At 38.2% G+C, this 25,317-nt stretch carries 23 protein-coding genes; 5 read left to right on the top strand and 18 right to left on the bottom strand.

The annotated features are described in order from the left end of the window. Positions 1 to 176: 176 nt before the first annotated feature. Positions 177 to 782 carry a recombination mediator RecR gene (gene recR / locus A3Q34_RS15735; protein ID WP_070376214.1) on the bottom strand — a complete coding sequence of 202 codons (606 nt, stop codon included), beginning with the start codon at positions 780 to 782 and terminating at the stop codon, positions 177 to 179. 141 nt (positions 783 to 923) lie between these two features. Here recR and A3Q34_RS15730 point away from each other — a divergent pair, with 141 nt between their 5' ends. Next, positions 924 to 2,192 (top strand): MFS transporter, encoded by a 1,269-nt coding sequence (locus tag A3Q34_RS15730; protein WP_070376213.1) that lies wholly within the window; start codon positions 924 to 926, stop codon positions 2,190 to 2,192. A 26-nt stretch (positions 2,193 to 2,218) separates the two neighbouring features. On the opposite strand, the gene A3Q34_RS15725 is transcribed toward A3Q34_RS15730, so the two are convergent. The 4 genes from A3Q34_RS15725 to A3Q34_RS15710 form a co-directional block, all read right to left on the bottom strand. Beyond that, a complete protein-coding gene (locus A3Q34_RS15725) occupies positions 2,219 to 2,791 on the bottom strand; it encodes an outer membrane beta-barrel protein (RefSeq protein WP_197517605.1) in 573 nt (190 codons plus the stop codon). A 13-nt stretch (positions 2,792 to 2,804) separates the two neighbouring features. Beyond that, on the bottom strand, positions 2,805 to 3,014 hold the full coding sequence (locus tag A3Q34_RS15720) for a helix-turn-helix domain-containing protein (RefSeq protein WP_070376211.1): 210 nt from the start codon (positions 3,012 to 3,014) through the stop codon (positions 2,805 to 2,807). Beyond that, a complete protein-coding gene (locus tag A3Q34_RS15715) occupies positions 3,014 to 3,595 on the bottom strand; it encodes a DUF2975 domain-containing protein (protein ID WP_070376210.1) in 582 nt (193 codons plus the stop codon). The genes A3Q34_RS15720 and A3Q34_RS15715 overlap by 1 nt, the downstream gene beginning before the upstream one ends. A gap of 167 nt (positions 3,596 to 3,762) precedes the next feature. Continuing rightward, positions 3,763 to 4,680: an aldo/keto reductase gene (locus A3Q34_RS15710; RefSeq protein WP_070376209.1), complete on the bottom strand. Its 918-nt coding sequence runs from the start codon at positions 4,678 to 4,680 to the stop codon at positions 3,763 to 3,765. 109 nt (positions 4,681 to 4,789) lie between these two features. Between A3Q34_RS15710 and lgt the strand changes: the two genes are divergently transcribed. From lgt to A3Q34_RS15695, 4 genes are all read left to right on the top strand, one after another. Then, entirely contained in the window at positions 4,790 to 5,578 is a 789-nt protein-coding gene (gene lgt, locus A3Q34_RS15705; protein ID WP_070376208.1) for a prolipoprotein diacylglyceryl transferase, read from the top strand. A gap of 13 nt (positions 5,579 to 5,591) precedes the next feature. Next, positions 5,592 to 6,428: a ribonuclease H family protein gene (locus tag A3Q34_RS15700; RefSeq protein ID WP_070376207.1), complete on the top strand. Its 837-nt coding sequence runs from the start codon at positions 5,592 to 5,594 to the stop codon at positions 6,426 to 6,428. A gap of 211 nt (positions 6,429 to 6,639) precedes the next feature. After that, positions 6,640 to 6,744 carry a DUF2789 family protein gene (locus A3Q34_RS21280; protein WP_083278051.1) on the top strand — a complete coding sequence of 35 codons (105 nt, stop codon included), beginning with the start codon at positions 6,640 to 6,642 and terminating at the stop codon, positions 6,742 to 6,744. Between the two features lie 298 nt (positions 6,745 to 7,042). Further along, a complete protein-coding gene (locus A3Q34_RS15695; RefSeq protein WP_070376206.1) occupies positions 7,043 to 7,975 on the top strand; it encodes an exopolyphosphatase in 933 nt (310 codons plus the stop codon). Positions 7,976 to 8,060: 85 nt separating this feature from the next. Here the strand turns inward: A3Q34_RS15695 and A3Q34_RS15690 are convergent, their stop codons facing one another. The 13 genes from A3Q34_RS15690 to sdhC all read right to left on the bottom strand — a co-directional run bounded on the left by A3Q34_RS15690 (position 8,061) and on the right by sdhC (position 25,262). Next, positions 8,061 to 9,014: a 2-hydroxyacid dehydrogenase gene (locus A3Q34_RS15690; RefSeq protein ID WP_070376205.1), complete on the bottom strand. Its 954-nt coding sequence runs from the start codon at positions 9,012 to 9,014 to the stop codon at positions 8,061 to 8,063. Between the two features lie 22 nt (positions 9,015 to 9,036). Continuing rightward, complete coding sequence (locus A3Q34_RS15685) at positions 9,037 to 9,624, bottom strand: LURP-one-related/scramblase family protein (RefSeq protein ID WP_070376204.1); 588 nt, start codon at positions 9,622 to 9,624, stop codon at positions 9,037 to 9,039. Between the two features lie 111 nt (positions 9,625 to 9,735). Beyond that, entirely contained in the window at positions 9,736 to 10,677 is a 942-nt protein-coding gene (locus A3Q34_RS15680; protein ID WP_070376203.1) for a DUF2785 domain-containing protein, read from the bottom strand. 152 nt (positions 10,678 to 10,829) lie between these two features. Then, positions 10,830 to 11,597: a substrate-binding periplasmic protein gene (locus A3Q34_RS15675; RefSeq protein ID WP_083278050.1), complete on the bottom strand. Its 768-nt coding sequence runs from the start codon at positions 11,595 to 11,597 to the stop codon at positions 10,830 to 10,832. 605 nt (positions 11,598 to 12,202) lie between these two features. Next, the gene (locus A3Q34_RS15670) at positions 12,203 to 14,194 is read right to left on the bottom strand and encodes a hypothetical protein (RefSeq protein ID WP_070376202.1); all 1,992 of its coding nucleotides are present in this window, start codon (positions 14,192 to 14,194) and stop codon (positions 12,203 to 12,205) included. A gap of 1,135 nt (positions 14,195 to 15,329) precedes the next feature. Next, positions 15,330 to 16,202: a succinate--CoA ligase subunit alpha gene (gene sucD, locus A3Q34_RS15665; RefSeq protein WP_070376201.1), complete on the bottom strand. Its 873-nt coding sequence runs from the start codon at positions 16,200 to 16,202 to the stop codon at positions 15,330 to 15,332. Beyond that, positions 16,202 to 17,368, bottom strand: a complete 1,167-nt coding sequence (sucC, locus tag A3Q34_RS15660) for an ADP-forming succinate--CoA ligase subunit beta (RefSeq protein WP_070376200.1) — start codon at positions 17,366 to 17,368, stop codon at positions 16,202 to 16,204. The genes sucD and sucC overlap by 1 nt, the downstream gene beginning before the upstream one ends. A gap of 200 nt (positions 17,369 to 17,568) precedes the next feature. Continuing rightward, positions 17,569 to 19,065 (bottom strand): 2-oxoglutarate dehydrogenase complex dihydrolipoyllysine-residue succinyltransferase, encoded by a 1,497-nt coding sequence (gene odhB / locus A3Q34_RS15655; RefSeq protein ID WP_070376199.1) that lies wholly within the window; start codon positions 19,063 to 19,065, stop codon positions 17,569 to 17,571. A gap of 19 nt (positions 19,066 to 19,084) precedes the next feature. Continuing rightward, positions 19,085 to 21,892: a 2-oxoglutarate dehydrogenase E1 component gene (locus A3Q34_RS15650; RefSeq protein WP_070376198.1), complete on the bottom strand. Its 2,808-nt coding sequence runs from the start codon at positions 21,890 to 21,892 to the stop codon at positions 19,085 to 19,087. Between the two features lie 159 nt (positions 21,893 to 22,051). Continuing rightward, positions 22,052 to 22,762 (bottom strand): succinate dehydrogenase iron-sulfur subunit, encoded by a 711-nt coding sequence (locus A3Q34_RS15645; protein ID WP_070376197.1) that lies wholly within the window; start codon positions 22,760 to 22,762, stop codon positions 22,052 to 22,054. An 11-nt stretch (positions 22,763 to 22,773) separates the two neighbouring features. Continuing rightward, entirely contained in the window at positions 22,774 to 24,546 is a 1,773-nt protein-coding gene (gene sdhA, locus A3Q34_RS15640) for a succinate dehydrogenase flavoprotein subunit (RefSeq protein ID WP_070376196.1), read from the bottom strand. Beyond that, positions 24,547 to 24,894 carry a succinate dehydrogenase, hydrophobic membrane anchor protein gene (sdhD, locus tag A3Q34_RS15635; RefSeq protein WP_070376195.1) on the bottom strand — a complete coding sequence of 116 codons (348 nt, stop codon included), beginning with the start codon at positions 24,892 to 24,894 and terminating at the stop codon, positions 24,547 to 24,549. Beyond that, a complete protein-coding gene (gene sdhC / locus A3Q34_RS15630) occupies positions 24,888 to 25,262 on the bottom strand; it encodes a succinate dehydrogenase, cytochrome b556 subunit (RefSeq protein WP_070376194.1) in 375 nt (124 codons plus the stop codon). Before sdhC ends, sdhD begins: the two co-directional genes overlap by 7 nt. Between the last annotated feature and the right edge of the window lie 55 nt (positions 25,263 to 25,317).

Below are 25,317 nucleotides of genomic sequence, written 5' to 3'. Positions count from 1 at the left end.
GAAATATATCCTACATTTATCGGTGTTTAAAAGAGAACATGCAAATATGATGCTCACGTTGATAGATAACATGTGGGGCTAAGAGAAATTATTTCAAGGGAATGTGATGTTTCTTAGGTAAAATAAATTTAAAAATATGCTTTGAATATGTGTTCAAAGCATAAATTTACTCAAGATTAGAATGAATAGCTCTTACGTCCTGATAAAGCATGAGATAAGGTGTTACCGTCAACATATTCAAGTTCACCACCAACAGGCACACCATGGGCAATTCGAGAAATAACCACTTGATATTTTTTAGCCAGTTCGGCAATAAAATGTGCGGTAGCTTCTCCTTCAACCGTTGGATTGGTTGCTAAAATAATTTCCTTAAACTGATCTGTTGCCAGCTGTTTCTCTAATATATCTAAGCCAAGATCATCCGGTCCAATACCATCTAGCGGCGATAAGTGCCCCATTAAAATAAAATAACGTCCTTGAAATTCCCCGGTTTGTTCTATAGCAATAACATCACCTGGACTTTCAACAATACAGAGCTGCTGGTTTATAAGCCGCTTAGCACTTTGGCAAATTTCACAGGTATCATCTTCAGTAAAATTTCGGCATTGTGAACAATGACCAATATTTTCCATCGCCACTTTTAATGTACCCGCAAGCTTAGCGCCGCCAATACGATTACGTTCAAGTAAATGAAACGCCATACGCTGCGCCGATTTAGCGCCAACACCCGGTAAACATTTAAGTGAGTTGATTAATTCTTGAACCAGTGGACTAAATTTCATAACAACCTTAAAACAATGTTTAGCTAATTTTCAACGCAGGCAGTTTATCAGTTGAAGCATAAAAACCAAGATAAATTATTCTCTCGTCACTAAAAATAATACGCTATGATAGTCCAAGAATAATTATCAAAACGAATCGCTATGTTATCCAATATTTTTATTACCTTAGCCTTACTCATTGTCAGCGCTTTTTTCTTATCACGATATTTCACTTTACCTAAAAACATTTGGCTTCTTTTTATTGCCCAACCCCTTGTTATGGCGGCATCACCGGTGATTGTTTTTATTGGCGGTATATTATCGACCCGTATGGCAAGTGATCCTTCTTTAGCGACCCTACCCGTTACCGTGATGATTTTAGGGGTAGCCTGTGGTGCTATTCCCGCGGCTATGTTGGCAAAAAATAAAGGTCGCCGCTTTGCGATTTTTACCGGTTATAGTGTTGGTTTAGTTGCGACCTTAACGGCAATGGTCTCTGCACTTATTGCTAACTTTGAACTCTTTGTCTTTGCTGGTTTACTCTTTGGTATTAGTACCTCATTTATCCAGCAATTACGTTTTGCAGCAATTGAGAGTATTAAGGACGATAAAGATATTCCAACCGTGTTGTCGATTTTAATGCTAAGTGGCATTTTTTCCGCTTTTCTAGGCCCTGAAATAGCCGTAGTCGCGAAAGATTGGTTAGCATCTCCCTATGGATATGCTGGCTCATTTTTAGTGTTAGCCGGATTAATCGTTTGTGCGATGATTATTATGCTGAATTTTAAAAACACCCAGATTGAATCTCATCAACAAGTGGGCGACACTCGCCCATTGAGTGAAATTATCAAACAACCTATTTTTATTATTGCAATATTATCAGCGGCCATTGGTTTTGCCTTAATGAGTTACTTAATGACAGCAACCCCCTTGAGCATGCACCAGATGAGCGGTCATAGCTTACACGAGACAAAATGGGTAATTCAAAGCCATATTGCCGCGATGTTTATCCCTTCACTTTTTACCGCTTGGTTAGTAAAAAGAATCGGCTTGAAAAGCTTAATGTTAATTGGCACAGTGATTTATGCGTTAGTCACTGTTGTGGCACTTTCTGGCGAGCAGGTTATGCACTATTGGTGGGCACTGATTTTATTAGGCATAGGTTGGAATTTTTTGTTTTTGACTGGTACAACCTTACTGCCGCAAAGTTATAAGCCGAGTGAACGACACAAAGTACAAGCAATTAATGACTTTATTATTTTTGGTTTACAAGCAACTGCATCGTTACTCGCTGGTTGGGTTTTATTTAAAGCGGGTTGGCATACAGTAGTTCTTACGAGTATGCCCTTTATTGCCATACTCTTTGCAGTAACTTGGTTTTACTATATTAAAGACAGAAAAAAAGCCACCAACAAGGCAGCTCAATCTTAGCAATATCAATAATAGCATCGACTTATTTACAGGTGGTCATCGTTGTCTGAAAGACCAACGCCAATAGAAAAAGTCATTTTGTCAGCTACCTCAAACTCTAGACCAGCGATTGCTTTATAAGCAATTTGCTGATTTTTTTCTTCACCAAAAAGTGCACTCTGGTTCGTTTGCACCGCGCCAAGGGCTAGTTCAATAAATGGTGAGACATTATCACTTAAGCTAACATAGTTAAAACGAGAAGTTGCCCATAATCCCAGTGATTGATAATTACCCGAAGAAACTTGCCGTTCTTTAGATAAATGATTGGCGTCAACATTTTCAGCTAAGCCACTAAAATGTGCTTTGGCATAATGAATTGAAACCTCTGTCGCTAGCTGCCAGTCGTCATTCAATTGATAACGCTTACCTACACCAAGATAAACTTCAGGAACAAGATCAATTTGAGTCTCACTTAAGGCTAAGTTAGCTAAATTATCATAATGGCTTAGACCAAAACCAACAAAAGCATACGATTCCTCATCAGTTGCTATTGCCGAAAAGCTTACTAGGTGACTCACTAAGGCTCCACAGGTAATCATTATCGCTATAGATTTGTTCATCTTCATTCCTTGTTTATTGATCTTTTTCATAAAGTAAAATATCGCCTGGCTGACAATCTAGTGTTTGGCAAATGGCTTCAAGCGTTGAAAACCGTATCGCTTTTGCTCGACCACTTTTAAGTACAGATAAGTTTTGTGGCGTTATGCCTACTGACAAAGCAAGATCGTTTAATTTCATTTTACGTTTTGCTAGCATAACGTCCAGTTCTATAATCATAGCCACTAGATAACTAACTCCTGCTCTTGATGCAAGCTAGTCGCTTCGCTCATTATCCAAGCTATCACGTATATCACTAAACCAATTAATAAAAATCTTAACTCATCAGAGCCTAAGCTTATGTATAACGATAACGTATCAGAAGCTCCTGAAAATCGTAATACTAAGGTCACCACTATCGGATAAAGAAGCTTTAAGGCAATCCAAGCTAATAGCACAGTACCAATATTTTTAATGCATTGAATATTGGCGACAGTGAATACTAAACCCTGCTGATATAAACCAAATAACTTAAACAAAGACCAATAAATTAAAAGGCTTGGCAACAAATCTGCACTGCCTAGTATAAGCAAAGCGTTAAAACCTTCATCGGTTAAGGCTAACGCTAAATTTTCCCAACTACCTGAAAAGTCGATATTGGCCGCTGAAGAAATAAATGAAAAATTGTCAGTTAGCTCAAAGGTGCCTTCATTATTAACCCCAAATAGTAATAAAAACGTAAAGCTGAAAACTTGCATAACAACAAATAGCGCAACGAGTGCCCTAACTATTTTACTTACTTTGCTGATCCTATGATGCGCTAACATAAAACTTATAACCTAAATTTATTCAATAAGCCTAATGTAGCAGAAAAAACATGCTTATCAATCTATTTTTATCGATAAACGATAAACGATAAATAAATACTGTTGTATAATTACCCGCTGACTTTAGTTAGCGAGAAAAACGATTCAATATCGATTCACCTTCCTCGCTAGGGAACAGCTTGACCATTTCTCGCTTCAAATAATCGATACCAATCTTCACGGCTATAATTGAGTTCTAGTGCTACTTTTGCAGCAATAATTCGTTCTGGTGTGGTCGAACCAATAATAGGAAATATCTTCGCGGGGTGTTTTAGTAACCAAGCAAGAATAATTTGCCAAGGTTGACAGTTATACACTTGTGCTTGCGAAGTTAACTCCTCGGCGATACGTTGTTCATCTTCAACTGAAAAGGTATTCCCCCATGCAGAGTAGGCAACACCACCTAACGGGCACCAGGCAATTGGCGATAGTTTATCTTGTTGACATTGATCCAAAGTGCCGTCATTTAACGCATCAACATTATGAATATTAATTTCTATCTGATTCACCAATAATGGTAAATCTAATGCACTTTGTAACATCGCTACTTGTGAGGGTTTAAAGTTACTTACGCCAAAATGCGCAACTTTACCGCTGTCTTTGAGTTGTTTAAAGGTTTCGGCGACTTCATTAATATCAAATAAATAATCAGGGCGATGTAATAAGAAAAGATCGAGTTGCTCGGTATGCAAACGCTTTAAAGAACCTTCTACACTCGATAAAATATATGCTTTGCTAAAATCATAGCGTGTTGGCGCATAAGTATTTTCATTGTTTTTTGGACGAATACTTGCTTTGGAGGTAAGGATCATATTTTCTCGCAAGTGCGGTAATTGCTTTAACAATTCACCAAATAATTGTTCACTTGCCCCTCCACCATAAATGTCAGCATGATCAAAATGATTGTAGCCTGCATCAATCGCGCTCTGCACCGCACGTTTGCCTTTATCGATATCATTAACTGATTGATCACCTGCAATTCGCATACAACCATAGATTAATCGTGATGACTGGAGTTCGCTCTTACCTAAACTATAATTTTTCATTACAACTTTGCTCTCGTTTTATCGCTAATTGACTGACATAATAGCGACTTTATGGTTGTTGTTCATCAACAACTCAATCACTGCATACGTATAAATAAGGTTTTTTTCATTGCAACATTTTATTTGGGATATTGATCCAGTTTTACTTTCTATAGGTCCTTTAAGCGTTCATTGGTATGGCGCGCTATTTGCTGCCGCTATTATATCGGGTTTACAGGTGATGAAATGGGTGTATCAAACAGAGCACAAAAACCTAGAGGCTCTGGACAACTTACTGATGTATTCTGTCTTTGGTATAATTATTGGTGCTCGCTTAGGCCATTGTTTCTTTTACGACCCTCAATATTACTTTGCTAATCCTTTAAAGATACTGGCCATTTGGGAAGGTGGTCTTGCTAGCCATGGCGGCGGTTTAGGACTTATTATTGCATTAGGTATATACGCAAGAAAGTATCAAGAAAACTATTTATGGCTGCTCGACCGATTAGCTATTTGTACCGCACTCTTTGGTGTATTTGTTCGTTCAGCTAACTTTGTTAATTCTGAAATATTAGGCGTTGCTAGTGATGCGCCTTGGGCTATTATTTTCGCGCGTATTGATAATATACCTCGCCACCCTGCGCAACTTTATGAAGCGATTGCGTATTTATTGATTTTTATTATTCTCTTCTTTATTTATAAAAAATCAAAAGATAAAACGCCAAAGGGTTCATTATTAGGCTTATTTTTAATATTAACCTTCACCGCTCGATTTTTAATTGAGTCAGTAAAAGTTAAACAAGCTGCTTATGAGTCGATTTGGGCGTTAAATACCGGGCAAATGCTGAGTATTCCATTTTTTATCGCTGGTATCGTTTTATTAATATGGTCGTTATCTGCCAAGAACAAACTAAAATAAGCTGAGTAGCATAATGAGTAAAAAATATTACGTGGTTTGGAAAGGTTCAAAAACAGGTGTCTTTGACAACTGGACAACGGTTCAATCCGTAACATCAGGGCGTGCTGATGCTCAATTTATGGGGTTTCCTTCACAAGTTGAAGCAGAAGCCGCTTTTAAGTCAACTTACACCAAAGCATTAACCCAGCGATCCTTAAAAACACCACCACGCAACGGAGCTGAATACCCCGCTGCGGCTAAAACCGCAAGTTCATCATTGAGTCGAGCAACAGCTTCAGCAAAACCTGCTGGCAGCACAGTACGCAGCGATCGTGAAGTCACTAAAGCTAATATCGATATTTATTGTGACGGTGCGTGTTCGCCCAACCCTGGAAAATCAGGGACTGGTGTCGCTGTTTATCATCAAGGTGAAATTCATAGCCTTTGGTATGGTGCCTATAACGCCAATGGTACTAATAACACCGCTGAGTTAATTGGTATGTTACAAGCCTTTAAATTGGCGAAAGCTTATATTGAAGCTAATCCTGGTAAAACCATTCAAGTACTGTCAGATTCAAAATACTCCATCGACAGCATCACGAAATGGGCAACAGGATGGAAAAATAAAGGTTGGAAAAAAGCAAATGGCGAAGCGATTAAAAATCCAGAGTTAGTCAAGGTTTGCTATACACTCTATCAAGAAATTAAAAAACATATTGCTATTACTCATGTTAAAGGTCACGCGAATATTGAAGGTAATGAGCTCGCCGATCGCATGGCTGTACTTGCCAGAACGTCACAAGAAATGAATTTTGTACAATATCAGCAAACAATAAATATTCGCGAAATATTAGCAACCGAAGCGGGATAATAGATCAATATATAATGCCGCCAGATAGTCAACGTTTTCATTGGTTAACTGCCGCCTTACCTTAAAATAAATAGGAAAAATGCAACGATATTCAATCGTTGCTTTTTTCCTTTTTTACTTAAATTTTTCGGTGTTTTACTCAATCCAAGCTATACTCAACACTCGATTTCTTATCAGAAACGTAGCTCTTAACGATCGCTAAAATTATACAATGACTTGTTTATTCTCCCAATTAGGTATGAATAACGTTCAAGCAGGTATAGCAAGTTTTATAAAGACTCATAAAGGTATTCCAGCACGATTACCCTTGCATTAAGCAAAATATCGAGCCGCTGACAAGTTCTTACTTTAACAGAAGCCATGCAGGAGAGCGCTAACTGGTCTGAAATGACTAACAGCTTGGTTTGTTCATTAGGTTAATGCGAGAGCAATACATAGGAAGTTAAGCCTAGGCATAGACTTTTCAAAAAAAATAGAGATAAAAGAATCTACACATAAAGCACTTTATTTAACCTTAAAGTTGATTCCACGCATTAATCTACTTTAATTATGCTTATATAAACAATATAGTGTTAAATAACAGAGTGTAAAAATCTATATAATGGAGATAATAAATGTCGGATAATAAAAAATACCGTTTAGTAACACGTAGTGATTTTGATGGTTTAGTTTGTGCTATTTTACTCAAACATATTAATTTAGTTGACGGTATTCTCTTTGTTCACCCCAAAGATATGCAAGACGGAAAGATAGCGGTTGGGCCAGATGATATTTCCACCAACTTACCTTATGTTGACGGTGTTCATATCGCTTTTGATCACCATCATAGTGAAACACTTCGTAATAAAAAACGAGATAACCATGTTATCGACCCTGATGCGCCTTCAGCTGCTCGCGTTGTTTATGACTACTACGGTGGCATAGAAACTTTCCCCGCAAGTTGGACAAGCATGATGGAAGCGGTAGATAAAGGTGATTCAGCACAATTTAATAAAGAAGAAGTTTTGCATGCCAAGCGATGGGAATTACTTAATTTCATTATGGACTCACGCACAGGTTTAGGCCGTTTCAGAGAGTTTCGGATTTCGAACTATGAACTGATGATGGACTTAATTGATTTTGGTAAAGATCACAACATTGACCAATTACTCGCACTCCCTGATGTTAAGGAACGCACCGATCTTTATTTTGAACATGAAGAAAAATTTAAAGAGCAAATTAAGCGCTGTGCAACCGTACACAATAACTTAGTTGTGCTGGACTTAAGAGAAGAAGAAATTATTTACTCGGGTAATCGTTTTGTTATTTATGCCTTATTTCCACAATGTAATATTTCAATTCATGTTATGTGGGGGCTTAAAAAACAAAATACTGTTTTTGCTACCGGTAAATCTATTTTTGATCGCAGTGCAAAAACAAATGTCGGTGAACTTATGTTGAAATACAATGGTGGTGGACATAATGCGGCGGGAACCTGTCAAGTTCCACATGATCAAAATGAAGCTTGCCTTGCCGAACTTATTGCGACGATTAATGCCGATGGCTAAGTCGCATTAGTCAGACTCACGGCTCAATAATAGCTTACTATTGCCATCAAGCATGATGGTAATAGTAAATCGCTAATCAAAAATATTAATAGCCTTTATTCCAGTCAATATAAATAGGTATCTGGTCGTTACTTCGATATTTTTTAATATTATTGGTCACAATTTCACCGGCACTTTCAAAATGTGTCGGCGCAGAAATATGGGGAAGAACCGTTATTTTTTCATTCGACCATAAAGCATCACTTTTATCTAATGGCTCTTGTTGAAAAACATCTAGAATTGCATGTTCAATATTGCCATTGGCTAAGTGATTAATAAGGTCGTGATTAGCGACGATACCCCCTCGAGCAAAGTTAATAATACTGGCGCCTGGTGGTAGGTTTGTCAGCAGATCATCGTTGATGAGTTGGTAGGTGGCTGAAGTAAGTGGTAGTAAACAAATTAAAATATCTGTTTGCTTAACCATAGTCACTAATCCCTCGTCTCCTGAATAGCATGTAATGCCATTAATTAACTTATCACTTTGACTCCAACCAAGCACATTAAAGCCATTATCATGTAAACGTAACGCGCTCAACTTACCTAATTCACCTAAACCTAAAATACCTAAGGTGCGCTCTTGTGGCAGTAAATAGCGATGTTGTAGCCACTGTGCTGATTTTTGTTGTTGTAAGTATTTTGGCATATCACGATGTAAATAAAGCACCCAAGTTAAGACCGCCTCACTCATGGTTTGCGCTAATATTGGATCAATTAAACGCACCAGTTTAAAGCTTGGCGTTGGTTTATTATCGCTTAATTGCGAAACTAGCGCATCGACCCCTGCCCATAGGCTCTGTACCCATATGAGTTTGGGGTATTGTGACAAGATATTAGGATCTGGATTAGCAACAATAGCGATTTCGCATTGAAGCTTTTGCTCAACAGATAAGTCTTTATCAAGCTTAATAGCTTCATTTGGCAGCTTAGTGGATAATAGCGCTAACCAAGCATCTTGCTCTTGCTGGGCAAGTTGACTCACAAAAGTAATAACTGCCATTATTAAATGTTTCCTCTTAGCATTATTCTTTTAAAACCATATCAATACACATTACGGCAGCAAGGATCAGCTTTCTAATCGGGTGATCTTCAGGAACATCAGCAGAAATTTTTAATGCGTAATTATCTGCACTGGTAAATAACTCTTTACCTATGCCACCCCATTCTTTCGATATATGAGCAAGTTCATCATTGCCATCCATAAAGCGAAAATTCCAACCAACCCAGTTGCCCTTTAACTGACAGACAAGTTGGTCTTGGTTGTCAAAGATATCGAATTTTCCGCCGATTGAAAATAATTTTTGTTTAAAGTAACCAACCGCATTACCGTCACAATCAAAAACAGTTACTTTTGAAATAAATAAAGAGATACCACGCTGAATTCGGATGATACGCTGATCGTCAGGCGTACGTATTTGAACATCAAAAGGTGTCATGGTTTTGTAGTCAGTGAAACGCAGCATTTTAGTAAAAAAGCCTAAATTCGGCTCTCGACATTCCATGATGATATCCCCTGTTTCAGGATCATAAATGTCGTAATTATTTGCCGCTTTAAATAGGCCAACATGCTCTTTGATTATATAAGTATTCTTATTAATTCTAGTATTCATTAAACGCTCACTCCGTGAGTTTGGCTGTTGTTATTACGAAAATCATTGATGATAATAGTTATCTTTGCTTTTACATTGATTAAAATGACCATTAAACCATACAATTTGACGTTATTTAGTCGCTTTAATGACTTGCTCTAAATAGATAGACATTTCAGTTAATACTTTATTCTGACTGGGTTTTATTGTGGCATATAACGCGTATAAAAAACTCTGTGTGTTATGTAATTTAATTAACCCTTGTTCACTTTGATAAACATCTTGCCATTGATTGAAAGGAGCAGGATCAACCACTTTACTAAGCCAAAGGTTAAAATCATCAGCAGAGTATTGTTCTCGTAAAAAAACATATATAACAGCCATAGCGATACGTTTTGACTCTCCTTGAATATATGAATGTTGATCATTAGCAGTAAGTTGGCTAGCTAAAGCGACCAGTATCTTATCGAGTTGCGCTTTGTTAACTTTAGGGTTTAACGCCAATTGCAGCATAAGGTCTGCAGCGTGAGCGATACTATGTTGCCAACCAGTTTTAGTTGAAAAACCGCGATAATCTTTTACATTAGTTAAAAAACTTGTACCGACATTGACTAAATAGTCTCTTTGGTCAGCGGTTAAAAAAGGTGAGTGCCTATCGACACGAACCACTTCAGCTAATACCAAGATTGAGAATGACTGATAGACACCAAAAGTGTCAGATACTTTCGATTCTAAAACACGAGTTAAGTAGTTAAACATTTCAATATGTATTGCTTGGCTAAGGTGTTCGTTTCGCAACCAATAGCTTAATGCTTCAAAAGCAACACCATCTCTTATTTCAGCATCTGGGCTTGCTAAACAAGCCAATAATTGTAGTGCTAAAGCTTCTTTATCTGCTTTTTTTTCAAGGGTAAATTTATCTTCCTTGAGTTGCAGTAGATTTTTTTTCTGCCATTGCTTCGATAAACACTGTGTATTGGCTTGCTGCGCATTGATCTGTACTTCATTAGCAGAAAAGGCAGAGCTACTGATAAAAAGCATCAATATTATTGGAATTTTTAATGAAAATTTCATTTAACATCCTTTTAAAGTTATTTAATTATCTTAAAAATAAGCACATCAGGATACCATCACATCGGCAAAAAAAACATAAAATGAAGACGTTAGTGAGGAGTATTGGAAAAGGATTTAAGAACGATAATAATTAACAGAGTTACATATAGCAATCATTGGTGGTTTAAACTGATCACTTGCTTTTCAGCTAAGGCAATTAACGTTTTTAATTCACCACTTTGTCGCAGACGCATTATTTCTTGGTTAATAAGAGGGACTAATTTTTTATTTTTCTGATGTATATAATGATAAAGAGGAAAAACAGCTAATGGCTTTTTTGCAGGAATTATGTTTTGGTAACCCAACCTTTTCAAGATTAGCTGACCGTCTATAGTATTGGTCAAGACAACATCAACTAGGCCACTTTGTAATATTTTAAACATATTTTCAGTACTATTCATTTCGACAACATGACTTAAACCATTCGTTATATTATCGGTGTGTTTTACACCTCTAATTTTGGCCAATTTATATTTTTTTAAATCATCTTTACTGACAATATTGAGCTGCTTACTTGTTAGGCTAAATGGCATAGTTTGCAAAGAATAATAAGGAGTAGGAACTCTGATCATTTCTTTGTTCTCATCTGCGTAGGACCAAATTCTCATTATTTCGCCATCACTTTGCCCGATACTCGCTAACAATTCTGCTCTTTTAGCAGGTAAAGGCGTAATAGTAATAGCTATTCCGATATTTTGATAAATTTGAGGTAAAACAATCCGACCGACTTCTTGTTCAATCAGTAGTTCAATAGAAGCAAAATTGTAGTGGAGATTTTTAGGCAGTACTAGAGAACTATGCTTTGGATTAATGGCTGAATTTTCATATGAAATATAAATAGGGGTAACAATCGAGTGAGCAAGTACATTTGGAGATACCATCAAAATGAAGCATATACCACTAAGTAAAAAATAAAGACTGAATATTACTTTCACTTGGACCACCACCTTCAAATTAATGCTTATAAAGTAAAATCCTTTTGGTAACGACCTCCTTGTTTTTCTTGATAACTTTACTTATGCAGAGCCTATTCGATAGATGCATAATATAAATTGGCGGGTAAAATGACAAGTAAAACCTTAAAATGCGGCCCGGCATACTTTACTCAGTCGGATATAATGGCTATCTAGTGGCACATAAAAATATCGAAAAAGGTTAACAATCGGGGCGAAATTTAAACATAAAAGCCTGCTGCTCGATATAACTAGCCCGGTCACGTGATACTCGCTTTAGTTTAGGCGCGACTTCGCGTCATGCGAGTCGTGGCTTAGTCATAGCCCTACCTTTTCATTCTTTAGGTTGCATATTAAAGACTTACGCAATGAACAACACGTAACGTTTTTTCATACTGACCTAGCGTTTTATTCACAAGACTAAAGCGGCGATAGACAAGCTAGCTTTAAAATAAAAAACCCGCTAGATAGCGGGTTTTAAAGGTGAATTAATCAGACTAAACTTACTGATATAAAATAATCATCACTGGTATTTATTGCACTGGGAGATTAATAGTACCCGTAACAATATCACCCGCTTTTGTTTGATAAGCATATTCAAACGTTAGACTATTTTCCGAGCTATCTAAATCATCAGAAGCGTATATAGACGTTGAGGTGCGGTAAACTTTCTGATTGTCTAATTGAGCGGTTCCTGTTTCAATCGACGTTTGAAGACTTTCGGTAATTAATGTTTCATTTTCAGCAAGTTTGACTAGTCCCAATGGTGAAACATTATAAATATTACTATCTCTAACAAGAGTAAAATTTCTTACTGAATTATAACTGACGCCGTCTTCTGTTACCGAGTAAAGACGCATTGAAAAGCTTTGCAACGTTTCAATGGATGATGGTAGATATAAATAAACACTGCGATCATAATTTGAAGGTGAAGAACTATCACCCGCTGAATTGGAGAGAGTAATCGCATTTCCGTTGCTGGTAAAGTTATTGTTATCTAAATGCACGTCATTAATATCAAAGTCATCATTATTTTCGATATAAAACGAAAGTGAATCATTATAAACATCGACAGACTTTTCTGTAGACTTCACAACTAAGTTACCGACATTGTATTGGTAATTTTGGCCTTTAGACAAAGAGTTAACTGGGGTAATCGTAAGTTTGGTGTCATTTAAACTCGTCTCAAATGAAACAGGAATATCTACCATGCCACTAACAACTGTAGTGCCGGGTAAAATAACATCAGTCGATGAATCATTACCTTTAACAACAGTAAAACCAGAAGTATTAATAAGTGACAAGCTATTTACTGATGTGGTAATAGCTTGAGAGTAGAATACACTGAAACTTTTATCTATATAGTTTACTTCATTTGCCGCAATAACGACCTCTAAAGAAGAGCTATCATTAGTCACAATTCTTGGCATAACGGCTAACTCAACAACGTCAGTATTAGCGATATTATAACAACAGTTTTCTAAAGCTCCTGAGATGTTGACTCTTAAGCTGTCATCATCGTTCTTATTCAGTGTTATTGAAGCACTTTGATAAGAGATATCGTTTGCCATAAATGAAGGGATTTCTACTTGTGAGTAATCACCAAACATTGCTGATATTACATACTGTTGTGTTGCAGTATCAAAAGTAGAAGTCGTCTGCGTACCCGCAGAGTCTGTTGAGAATAACTCAGCACCTAAAAGAACATTCGCACTTGCATCAATCATTGTAATGCGAAATTCAATCTCTTTTAATGGCATTTTTTCTTCAACATAAAGCGTTAATGATTCATCAGTATTCGATGATAAAAAATATAAATCATTGCTATTAATGTTGTTATTTAACTCAGGATTATAATCTATTTCACCATCTTTATTGAGATCTAAGTTCGCTCTAACCATAATATTGAGAAACTTTGGTATGGTGATATGGTAAACGCCATTGGCTTCATTATAAGTTGAGTGATGTTGATACTTATTCGATCTTGAACTAGTACCGTAATGAGACGAAGCTTTAAACGCTAATCCAGTAAGAGGCAATCCTGATGTTTTATTAATCACCGTTATTTGCATATCTTTAGCTGTAGAAACTTCAAATTGACCAAAATCATTAGCCGTATTGACTGCATTTGAATGACCCGTATTAATGAAATATGCACGTGATAAAAATTCATTATTGCTACTTTCAATAATCATTTCAATATCAGAATTAGCAGGAAGGTTTTCTAATTTAAACTCGCCACCGTTGAAGCTAACGCTATCGACGAGGACAACATCAGCAGCAATAATTGTAATGTTCGAGGTTGATACGGCTTGATTATCCAATGCATTAACAACGATACCCGTTAATGTAACAGAAGCGGCAGGAGTACCAGGAATGATAGAATTGTTAGTACCACTAAGAATTTCATTTTGTGCTTGGATTGCTTGCACTACATCTTCGTTATTATTGTCGTTTTCTACTTCTAAACATGCTGTTAATAAACATAAAGAAACGCTTATCATCACTAGATTTACATACTTCAATTTTACTTTCCTTTTAAAATTTAGAAGGGAAATAGAATCAAACAATCTTTGTCGTATCGAATTCCCTTCAATAGAGCGAAAATGTTAACACATAATTAAATAACAGTTAATAAACTTAGTATAATTATTGATGTTAATAATAAATAAAAATAGGATTTAACCTCAGACGACTTAATTAACATACTAGTTATCTGACAAGTTCCGTATAAAAAATTATGGAATGACGGCTTGGGGGTTACGATATGGTTTAATGCTCATTTATACAAAAGCGCTCTTTGAGCTCAAAGAGGCTTCGGCGTTCCCTCCTATTTTGGTGTAGCCAACCCCCGACAACAAAACCCTTTAACAAAACCAAAGCGGGTAAGTTAAAATGAGTGTCCGTTTAATTTACGTCCTCCGTCATCCTGAACTTGTTTCAGGATCTCGACCTTAACAACTAAAAGCCCAGATACTGAAATAAATTCAGCATGACGTGAGTGGATACTGGAATAAATTCAGCATGACGTGAGTGGATACTGGAATAAATTCAGCATGCACTCAAACGCCATTATTCTGAACCCAACTTCCGTCATCCTGAACTTGTTTCAGGATCTCCCCCTTAACAACTCAAAGCCCAGATACTGAAATAAATTCAGCATGACGACAATGGAAATGAAATAATTCAGAACGACAAAAGTGGATACTGAAATAAAGCCAGTAAGACAACACGTTAGTTAATTTCAGGATTGTCGGGGCTTTAATAGGTTTTTTTATACGGTCAAATGATGGATGAGTACATGTACACAGCATTAAAGATGAAAGTTCAAGCAAGAGAGTTTATGAAGACTAGAATGTACTGTGCATAAGTATTTTCAAAAAGAGGCAAATAGGTATAGAAGAACAATATGGTAAGGTTTAGCTGATATCTGTTTATATGAAAGTAATATTAGAATACTGTTGCTTGATGTTGAATGGTTTAATTTTGTTACTTACATTCAAGAAAAATATTCAGTTGCATTGAATTATCTGAATATTAAGCACAACACGTAATAATAAAAAACCCGCACTCTCTTTTTGAGAATGCGGGTTTTTATTAAGAAACATTTCTGTATCAATAGTTAAAGATCCTGACCTTCGTCAAGATGACGATAACTGATTACCAACCTGTTTTCTCTTTAAGTGCTACGCCGATATCAGCTAAAGAACGAACAGTTTTAACACCAGCCGCTTCTAATGCTGCAAATTTCTCATCAGCAGTACCTTTACCACCGGCGATAATCGCGCCAGCGTGACCCATACGCTTACCTTCTGGTGCAGTAACACCAGCAATGTAAGATACAACAGGTTTAGTAACGTGTGCTTTGATATATTCAGCCGCTTCTTCTTCAGCAGTTCCGCCAATTTCACCAATCATTACAATTGCTTCAGTTTGTGGATCGTTTTGGAACATTTCCAATACGTCGATGAAGTTAGTGCCTGGGATCGGATCACCACCAATACCTACACAAGTAGATTGGCCAAAACCTGCATCAGTTGTTTGCTTAACGGCTTCGTACGTTAACGTACCAGAACGTGAAACAATACCTACTTTACCAGGCTTGTGGATGTGACCAGGCATGATACCAATCTTAGTTTCGCCAGGAGTAATAACACCTGGGCAGTTAGGACCGATCATACGAACGCCAGATTGATCAAGCTTAGCTTTAACATCAACCATATCTAAAGTAGGAATACCTTCAGTAATAGTAACGATAAGCTCGATGCCTGCATCAATTGCTTCTAAAATTGCATCTTTACAGAAAGGAGCTGGAACATAAATAACTGTTGCTGTTGCGCCAGTTGCTTCTACAGCTTCACGTACTGTGTTAAATACTGGTAGGCCTAAATGCGTTTGACCGCCTTTACCTGGGCTTACGCCACCAACCATTTGTGTACCGTATTCAAGTGCTTGTTCTGAATGGAATGTACCTTGACCACCGGTAAAACCTTGACAGATTACTTTAGTATCTTTATTAATTAAGATAGACATTATTTGCCCTCCGCAGCTGCTACAACTTTTGTCGCTGCATCAGTTAATGACTCAGCAGCAATGATGTCTAAGCCAGATTTTTTAAGAACTTCACGACCTTCTTCAGCATTTGTACCTTCTAAACGTACAACTACAGGTACTTTAACGCCTACATCTTTAACTGCAGCGATAATACCTTCAGCAATCATGTCACAACGTACAATGCCACCAAAGATGTTAACTAAAACAGCTTTAACGTTGTCGTCAGAAAGAATGATTTTGAATGCTTCAGAAACACGTTCTTTCGTTGCTCCGCCGCCAACATCTAGGAAGTTAGCTGGCTTGCCGCCGTGTAAATTAACGATATCCATAGTACCCATTGCTAGGCCGGCACCGTTAACCATACAACCAACGTTACCGTCTAAGGCTACGTAGTTTAATTCAAAACGTGCAGCATGAGCTTCACGTTCATCTTCTTGAGATGGATCATGGAACGCACGCATTTTAGGTTGACGGTATAAAGCATTACCATCGATACCAATTTTGCCATCTAAACAGTGAAGATTACCTTCGTCAGTAATAACTAACGGGTTGATTTCTAATAAAGCGAAATCGAAATCTTCAAACATTTTTGCAAGACCTAAAAAGATCTTAACAAATTGCTTCATTTGCGTCGGGTTTAAACCTAACTTAAAACCTAATTCACGAGCTTGGTACGGTTGAGCACCAACAAGTGGATCGATTTCAGCTTGGTGAATTAACTCAGGCGTTTCTTCAGCAATCTTCTCAATATCAACACCGCCTTCAGTAGAGGCCATGAATACTACTCGACGACTAGCGCGGTCAACAACAGCACCAAGATATAATTCGTTAGCAATATCTGTACAGCTTTCTACTAAAATTTTAGCAACTGGCTGACCGTTAGCGTCAGTTTGGTAAGTAACTAAGTTCTTACCTAACCAGTTTTGAGCAAAATCTTTGATTTCTTGCTTAGATTTAACTAGCTTAACGCCGCCAGCTTTACCGCGACCGCCCGCGTGAACTTGAGTTTTAACAACCCACATAGTGCCGCCGATTTTATCAGCCGCTTCTGCCGCTTCCTGAGGTGTATCGCAAGCGAAACCTTCAGAAACTGGTAAACCATATTCAGCGAATAATTGTTTCGCTTGATACTCATGCAAATTCATGGTGTATTTCCATTTATCTGTGAATGATAATGACAGCTGTTCTTAGTTATAAATATAAGTAAAATCTTAATTTTAATCATAAATATAAATAAAATTCGCTATCATCGAAAAAAGTTGATCGATTATAGTATAAAAGCTCTAAGGAACAAAGTCCCCAGAGCTAATACTATAGTCTAAATCAAAAGATTTAATCTTCTCGATTATATATCAAGAAGTAGACGTGTTGGATCTTCTAACAAGTCTTTAATTGCCACTAAAAAGCCAACAGATTCTTTACCATCAATTAAACGATGATCATAAGAAAGTGCTAAGTACATCATAGGAAGTATTTCAACTTTTCCATCAACAGCCATAGGTCTGTCTTGGATCTTATGCATACCTAAAATAGCCGCTTGCGGTAAGTTTAAAATAGGTGTTGAAAGTAATGAACCAAAAACACCACCGTTAGTAATCGTGAAATTACCGCCGGTCATATCTTCAATTGAAAGCTTTCCGTCGCGACCTTTTATTGCTAAGTCACGAATACCATTTTCAATCGCTGCCATACCTAATTGATCTGCATCACGTAATACTGGTGTTACTAAGCCACGCGGCGTAGAAACAGCAATTGAGATGTCAAAAAAGTTATGATAAACAATATCGTCACCATCGATTGATGCATTAACCGCTGGAAAGCGTTTCAATGCTTCAGTAACCGCTTTAACATAAAATGACATAAAGCCTAAACGCGTATCATGCGTCTTCTCAAAAAGATCTTTATATTGCTTACGAAGATCCATAATTGGCTTCATGTTAACTTCGTTAAACGTTGTTAGCATTGCCGTTGAGTTTTTAGCTTCTAATAAACGTTTGGCAATTGTTTTGCGTAAACGTGTCATAGGTACACGTTTTTGCGTACGTCCGCCTAAATCTTGTGCAACAGGTGTCGCAGCAGCAGTTTTTGCCGCAGGAGCTGCTGGTGCAGGTTTATTGGCCGCTGCTTCAACATCTTCTTTAGAAATACGTCCACCTTTACCTGTACCTCTAACATTAGCCGCTGTTAAGCCTTTTTCTGTCATTAAACGACGAACAGAAGGGCTAGCTAATTCATCAGAGCTAATCGCATCTTCTGAAGTAGCTGCAGAAGCACTTGCTGTTGCGCCCGCATTAAGTTGGCCTATAACTTGTGAACCTAATACCGTGTCGCCTTCGACGTGGATTATCTTACCAATCACACCATTGTCTTGAGCAACAACTTCTAGAACAACTTTATCCGTTTCGATATCAACCAAGTTTTGGTCAACAGAAACTGTATCACCCTCAGCAACATGCCAAGTAGCAACTGTTGCATCAGCAACAGACTCAGGTAAAACCGGTACGATGATGTCGATAACTTTCACTGCTGTTGCCGCTGCAGGAGCTGATTTTGCCGCTGCTGCAGGTTTTGCCGCTGCAGGAGCTGAAACATCAGCTGCTGCATCGCCTTCAGTGAGGATTGCAATGACTTGCTCGCCCAATACTGTTGCGCCTTCGGCTTGAGAAATCTCAGTGATCACTCCATCAACGACAGCTTGTACTTCAAGCACAACTTTGTCAGTTTCAATATCTACTAATACTTGGTCACGTGAAACTTTATCACCTACTTGAACATGCCAAGTAGCTACGGTTGCATCAGCAACAGATTCAGGTAAAACGGGAACCTTAATTTCGGTTGTCATTTATTTTATTCCTTACTCACTAGTCTTCAACAGATAGCGCGTCATTGACTAGCGCTTGTTGTTCTTTTACATGGACAGACATATAACCTACAGCTGGTGCTGCAGAGGCCTTACGACCAGCATATGTCAAATAAGTACCTTCAGGTATTGCCGCTCTAAAGTGATGCTGTGAACAATACCATGCACCTTGGTTTTGCGGTTCTTCCTGACACCAAACGAATTGCTTAACATGCTGGTATTTGGCCAACTCTGCTTGAAGCTCTTCCTCTGGAAATGGATATAGCTGCTCGATTCGAATGATAACAACATTTTCTTGCTCACTCTTGCGACGCTGATCAAGTAATTCATAGTAAACTTTACCACTACAAAAAACGACACGTGTCACTTTTTTCGGATCGATATCATCAACTTCACCAATGACATTATGAAACACACCGGTCGATAGCTCTTCTAATGAAGAGACCGCTAAAGGATGTCTTAATAATGACTTAGGCGACATAACAACCAATGGACGACGCATAGGACGAACAACTTGGCGACGCAGCATGTTAAATACTTGCGCAGGTGTTGATGGCACACAAACTTGCATATTGTGATCGGCACAAAGCTGCAAGAAACGCTCTAATCGTGCAGATGAATGCTCAGGACCTTGACCTTCATAGCCATGAGGTAACAACATAGTTAAACCACATAAACGGCCCCACTTTTGCTCACCTGAACTAATAAATTGGTCAAAGACTACTTGTGCACAGTTAGCAAAATCACCAAATTGCGCTTCCCAAATAGTAAGCCCTGCAGGCTCTGCTGTGGTATAGCCATATTCAAAGGCAACTACTGATACTTCTGACAACACTGAGTCATGAATATCGAATGGACCTTGTCCTTCGCGAATATTTTGCAAAGGTAAGTATTTGCTCGCATCATCTTGGTTATGTAAAACAGCATGACGATGGAAAAAAGTACCGCGACCAGAGTCTTGCCCAGTAATACGAACACGTTTACCTAAATCAACAATCGAGGCATAAGCTAAGTTTTCTGCCATACCCCAATCGAGTAATTTTTCACCCGATGCCATTTTAACGCGATCATCGTATATCTTCTTAACACGACCTTGTACAGGATGAGTCTCAGGATATGTTGACAATTTACCGGCAAGTTCTTTCAGTTTTTCAACAGAAATTTCTTTATCGTAATCATCGTCCCACTCATGGCCAAGATATGGAGTCCAATCGACAGAATGTTCTGTCATAGGTCGCCATTGTTCAACCGTACACTGACCTTCGTCTAACAATTTACGATAATAAGAGGTTAATTCATTCGACTTATCTAAATTGATTGAACCCTCTGTATCAAGTTGCTGTGCATAGAGTTGACGAGGTGTTGGGTGTTTCTTAATTTTTTTGTACATCAATGGCTGCGTTGCACTAGGCTCATCAGCTTCATTGTGACCATGACGACGGTAACAAACAAGGTCGATAACGACATCACGCTTAAATTCGTTGCGATAATCAAGGGCAATTTGTGTTGCCAAGATAACAGCTTCTGGGTCATCGCCATTAACATGAAGAATCGGTGCTGAAACCATTTTTGCAATTTCAGTACAATATTCACCACTGCGCGTATCTGCAGGATTAGACGTTGTAAATCCGACCTGATTATTAACAACGATACGTATCGTTCCGCCAACTTTAAATGCACGTGCTTGTGACATATTAAACGTTTCTTGAACCACACCCTGACCGGCAATAGCAGCATCACCATGAATAGTAACCGGAAGAACCGTATCACCGACTTTATCACCACGTCTGTCTTGACGCGCACGGACTGAGCCAATAACAACAGGGTTAACAATTTCTAGATGCGATGGATTAAAGGCCAAAGCTAAATGAACATTGCCACCAGGCGTTACAAAATCTGATGAATAACCTTGGTGATATTTAACATCACCTGAAGATAAAATTTCATCGTGTTTACCGCCAAACTCGTCAAATAACTTCGACGGATTTTTACCCATCACGTTAACTAAAACATTTAAACGGCCACGGTGAGCCATACCAATAACAACTTCTTTAGTGCCTTGCGTACCAGCACGAGAAATAAGCTCTTTCAGCATAGGTATTAACGCATCACCACCTTCAAGGGAGAAACGTTTAGCGCCTGGGAACTTAGCCCCAAGGTATTTACAAATACCATCGGCAGCGATAAGGCCTTTAAGAATTTCTTCTTTTTGCTCGACAGAAAATTTTGCTTGCGACTGAACAGACTCTAAACGTTGTTGGATCCAACGTTTTTCATCGGTGTCAGTAATGTGCATATATTCAGCACCGATAGAACCACAGTAAGTAGTTTTAAGGGCATTGTATAAGTCACCTAACTTCATCGCATCTTGAGAAGTAGCAAATGAGCCGACGTTGAACTCTGTATCAAAGTCGTTTTCTGAAAGTTCATGATGCGACAGTTGTAAATCGCGTACCTTATCTCGCTTCCACAAACCTAATGGGTCAAGGTTGGCATTTTGATGTCCACGAAAACGAAAAGCATTAATTAGCTGTAAAACTTTAACTTGTTTGGCATCACTGCTACCAGAAACAACAACAGTTTTATGGGATTGCTTAGCTAATTCTTTAAATTCATTGCGGATTTCAGAGTGCCTGAATTCTAAGTCAGCACCTTCAATTTTTGGAAGTTGTTGGAATAACGTTCGCCATTCTGCAGAAACAGATTGGGAGTTATCCAAATAAGATTCGTATAATTCTTCAATATAAGTAGCGTTAGCACCACTTAAATGAGAAGACTCTAACCAAGCCTTCATTGTACCTTCGGGCATTGCCTGTTCCTTTATGGGATAAAAGCAATAAAAAAATAAACAATTATCGTTAGCAAGTCAACTAGACTAATGGCTAATTGTCATCTGCTAATGATGACTATTCCTGTTTTAAAACACCAAAGTGCTAGATAATTTCATCTAACACTCTGCTATTTAATTTTATACTGCGCGTGAAATCAACATCGACTTAATATGGCCGATAGCTTTCGTTGGGTTTAATCCTTTTGGACAAACATCAACACAGTTCATAATACCATGACAACGGAATACGCTGTAGGCATCTTGCAAACCATCTAAACGTTCTTCAGTTGCAGTATCACGGCTATCAATTAAGAAGCGATAAGCATGCAACAAACCTGCTGGTCCAATAAACTTATCTGGGTTCCACCAGAAAGACGGACAAGAAGTTGAACAACAAGCACATAAAATACACTCATATAAACCATCAAGCTTTTCGCGCTCTTCGATCGATTGAAGATGCTCACGTGCTGGAGGGTTTTTACCATCGTTAATTAAGAACGGCTTGATTTTTTCATATTGATTATAGAACTGTGTCATATCAATAACTAAATCACGTACTACCGGTAAACCAGGTAAAGGGCGTAACACTATTTTCTTTGCTGGAACAGCCGATAATGGTGTAATACAAGCTAAACCATTTTTACCGTTAATATTCATACCGTCAGAGCCACATACTCCCTCACGACATGAACGACGGAAAGAGATAGTCGTATCTTGCTCTTTTAATAAAATAAGTGCATCAAGTACCATCATATCTGAGCCTTCTGGAATATCCAGCTCATAATCTTTCATGTAAGGTGCATTATCAACATCAGGGTTGTAACGATAAATCGAAAAAATTTGTTTCATTGCAATGCTCCTTAATATACACGAGCTTTCGGTGGGAAAGCTTCACGATGAATAGGTTTCATATTTACAGAACGTTTTGTCATCTCTTCTGTTTCTGGCGTGTAGATTGAGTGGCATAACCAGTTCTCATCATCACGTTCAGTGAAATCTTGACGGGCATGTGCACCACGAGATTCAGTACGGAAGTTAGCTGCTTTAGCTGTACAAAAAGCCGTTTCCATCAAGTTGTCTAATTCTAAACACTCAATACGTTGCGTGTTAAATTCTGTAGACTTATCATCGAGGCTGGCATGTTGAAGACGTTCACGGATTTCAGTCAACTCTTGCATGCCTTCGGCCATAGCCTCACCTTCACGGAATACCGAGAAGTTAAATTGCATACATTTTTGCAAGTCTTTACGTATTTTAGTTGGACTTTCTCCACCTTTTACAGATGACTCCCAACGATTAGTACGTGCTAATGAAGCTTCTAAGTCAGACTCAGAGGCATCTTTTCCGCTTTGCGTATCATTTAGGTAAGTGCCTAAGAAATTACCCGCTGCACGACCAAAGACCACTAAATCAAGAAGAGAATTACCACCTAAACGGTTTGCTCCATGAACAGATACACAAGCGATTTCACCAACGGCAAATAACCCTTCAACGATAGTTTCTTTACCCGTTTCTGGGTTAAAGTTAATCGCTTGGCCATTCACGTTACAAGGAACACCACCCATCTGATAATGACAAGTTGGTATAACTGGAATAGGTTCTACTGCTGGATCTACGTGAGCAAATGTTTTAGATAAATCACAAACACCTGGTAAACGTTTTTCAAGCGTTTCACGGCCTAAATGATCAAGTTTAAGTTTAAGATGCGGACCCATAGGACCGTCAAAACCACGACCTTCACGGATCTCTGTCATCATAGAACGAGCAACTACGTCACGACCGGCTAAATCTTTAGCATTTGGTGCGTAACGTTCCATGAAACGCTCGCCATCTTTGTTAAGCAGGTAACCACCTTCTCCACGACAACCTTCAGTAACAAGCGTACCTGCACCGGCGATTCCTGTTGGATGAAACTGCCACATTTCCATGTCTTGCATCTGTATGCCAGCACGAACTGCCATGCCAACACCGTCACCAGTATTGATGTGAGCATTAGTTGTTGATGCATAGATACGACCAGCACCACCGGTAGCTAATACCGTAGCACGGGCTTTGAAGTAAACAATCTCGCCTGTTTCGATACAAATAGCGGTTGTACCAACAATAGCACCGTCACTATTTTTAACTAAATCTAGTGCATACCATTCAGAGTAGACATTAGTTTTATTTTTAACGTTTTGTTGGTACAAGCAATGTAATAAAGCATGGCCAGTACGATCGGCTGCAGCTGCTGTACGTGCAGCTTGTTCGCCACCAAAGTTTTTAGATTGGCCACCGAAAGGACGTTGATAAATCTTACCTTCTTCAGTACGAGAAAAAGGTAGACCCATTTTCTCTAACTCAATAATAGATTCAGGACCTGTTTTACACATGTATTCGATTGCGTCTTGATCTCCGATATAATCAGAACCCTTAACGGTATCGTACATATGTTGTTCCCAATGATCTTCATGCGCATTACCTAGCGCAACAGTGATACCACCTTGAGCAGATACTGTATGAGAACGAGTAGGAAAAACTTTAGAAATCAAGGCACAAGATTTACCTGATTCAGAAATAGCTAATGCAGCGCGCATACCTGCACCACCGGCGCCAATAACTATAGCGTCAAATTCACGAATTGGAACGCCCACTTATACACCCCACACAATTAAAAAGCCTGCCGCAAGGTAAGCTAATAAAGTAACAGAAAAGAAAAATTGTAATGACCCACGCAAAAAAGCTGGTTTAATATAATCAGACAAGACTTGCCAAATACCAATCCACGCATGTATAACAACTGACAAAACAGCAAGTAATGTTGCTATTTTTACTGACATCAAGCCAAAAAAGCTATGCCAAGCGTCATAAGTTACATCAGGAGTAACTACAAAAAAGCCAGCGATCAATAACGTATATAACGTTAAAATAATAGCGCTTGCTCTTATAAGAATAAAATCATGTACGCCATTTCGGCCTACAGTAGCAATGTTGTTTACCATAACCAAACTCCTACTACGACGGTAAGTATAAACCAAAGTGCCATAGCAAATTTAGCACTGGTGTTACCTGAAGCTAATTCTTCAAAATGGCCTAAGTCCATAAATAAGTGACGAACACCCATTAATATATGGAACGTTAGAGCAGAGATTATGCCAAACATAATGAATTTAAATATGAAACCATCCAGACATGCTTGAACTTGAGCAAATCCTTCAGCGGAAGATAGAGATAACGAAAGTGCCCACAATAATATACCAATAGCAAATACCATAATGACACCAGAAACACGGTGCAATATCGAGGCGTTTGCCGAAGGATGCATTTTAATTGTAGTCAGATCTAGGTTTACAGGACGTTGTTTTTTCACAATTTCGCCTAAAGAGTTTTTTTGAGTCTTCAACTTTTTAACTATTGCTCAATGA

This window comes from Colwellia sp. PAMC 20917 (assembly GCF_001767295.1).
Lineage (GTDB): Bacteria > Pseudomonadota > Gammaproteobacteria > Enterobacterales > Alteromonadaceae > Colwellia_A.
Note: the sequence above shows the minus strand (reverse complement) of the source record. Positions and strands in the feature narration are given on the sequence as shown.

What these genes read in the sequence shown, in the direction of transcription:
- recR (WP_070376214.1), bottom strand. Translation starts at nt 782, where the DNA reads ATGAAATTTAGTCCACTGGTTCAAGAATTAATCAACTCACTTAAATGT.
- odhB (WP_070376199.1), bottom strand. Translation starts at nt 19,065, where the DNA reads ATGACAACCGAAATTAAGGTTCCCGTTTTACCTGAATCTGTTGCTGAT.
- A3Q34_RS15685 (WP_070376204.1), bottom strand. Translation starts at nt 9,624, where the DNA reads ATGAATACTAGAATTAATAAGAATACTTATATAATCAAAGAGCATGTT.
- A3Q34_RS15700 (WP_070376207.1), top strand. Translation starts at nt 5,592, where the DNA reads ATGAGTAAAAAATATTACGTGGTTTGGAAAGGTTCAAAAACAGGTGTC.
- sucD (WP_070376201.1), bottom strand. Translation starts at nt 16,202, where the DNA reads ATGTCTATCTTAATTAATAAAGATACTAAAGTAATCTGTCAAGGTTTT.
- A3Q34_RS15695 (WP_070376206.1), top strand. Translation starts at nt 7,043, where the DNA reads ATGTCGGATAATAAAAAATACCGTTTAGTAACACGTAGTGATTTTGAT.
- A3Q34_RS15650 (WP_070376198.1), bottom strand. Translation starts at nt 21,892, where the DNA reads ATGCCCGAAGGTACAATGAAGGCTTGGTTAGAGTCTTCTCATTTAAGT.
- sucC (WP_070376200.1), bottom strand. Translation starts at nt 17,368, where the DNA reads ATGAATTTGCATGAGTATCAAGCGAAACAATTATTCGCTGAATATGGT.
- A3Q34_RS15730 (WP_070376213.1), top strand. Translation starts at nt 924, where the DNA reads ATGTTATCCAATATTTTTATTACCTTAGCCTTACTCATTGTCAGCGCT.
- A3Q34_RS15680 (WP_070376203.1), bottom strand. Translation starts at nt 10,677, where the DNA reads ATGAAATTTTCATTAAAAATTCCAATAATATTGATGCTTTTTATCAGT.
- A3Q34_RS15645 (WP_070376197.1), bottom strand. Translation starts at nt 22,762, where the DNA reads ATGAAACAAATTTTTTCGATTTATCGTTACAACCCTGATGTTGATAAT.
- A3Q34_RS15690 (WP_070376205.1), bottom strand. Translation starts at nt 9,014, where the DNA reads ATGGCAGTTATTACTTTTGTGAGTCAACTTGCCCAGCAAGAGCAAGAT.
- A3Q34_RS15710 (WP_070376209.1), bottom strand. Translation starts at nt 4,680, where the DNA reads ATGAAAAATTATAGTTTAGGTAAGAGCGAACTCCAGTCATCACGATTA.
- A3Q34_RS21280 (WP_083278051.1), top strand. Translation starts at nt 6,640, where the DNA reads ATGACTTGTTTATTCTCCCAATTAGGTATGAATAACGTTCAAGCAGGT.
- A3Q34_RS15725 (WP_197517605.1), bottom strand. Translation starts at nt 2,791, where the DNA reads ATGAACAAATCTATAGCGATAATGATTACCTGTGGAGCCTTAGTGAGT.
- A3Q34_RS15675 (WP_083278050.1), bottom strand. Translation starts at nt 11,597, where the DNA reads ATGGTATCTCCAAATGTACTTGCTCACTCGATTGTTACCCCTATTTAT.
- A3Q34_RS15715 (WP_070376210.1), bottom strand. Translation starts at nt 3,595, where the DNA reads ATGTTAGCGCATCATAGGATCAGCAAAGTAAGTAAAATAGTTAGGGCA.
- sdhD (WP_070376195.1), bottom strand. Translation starts at nt 24,894, where the DNA reads ATGGTAAACAACATTGCTACTGTAGGCCGAAATGGCGTACATGATTTT.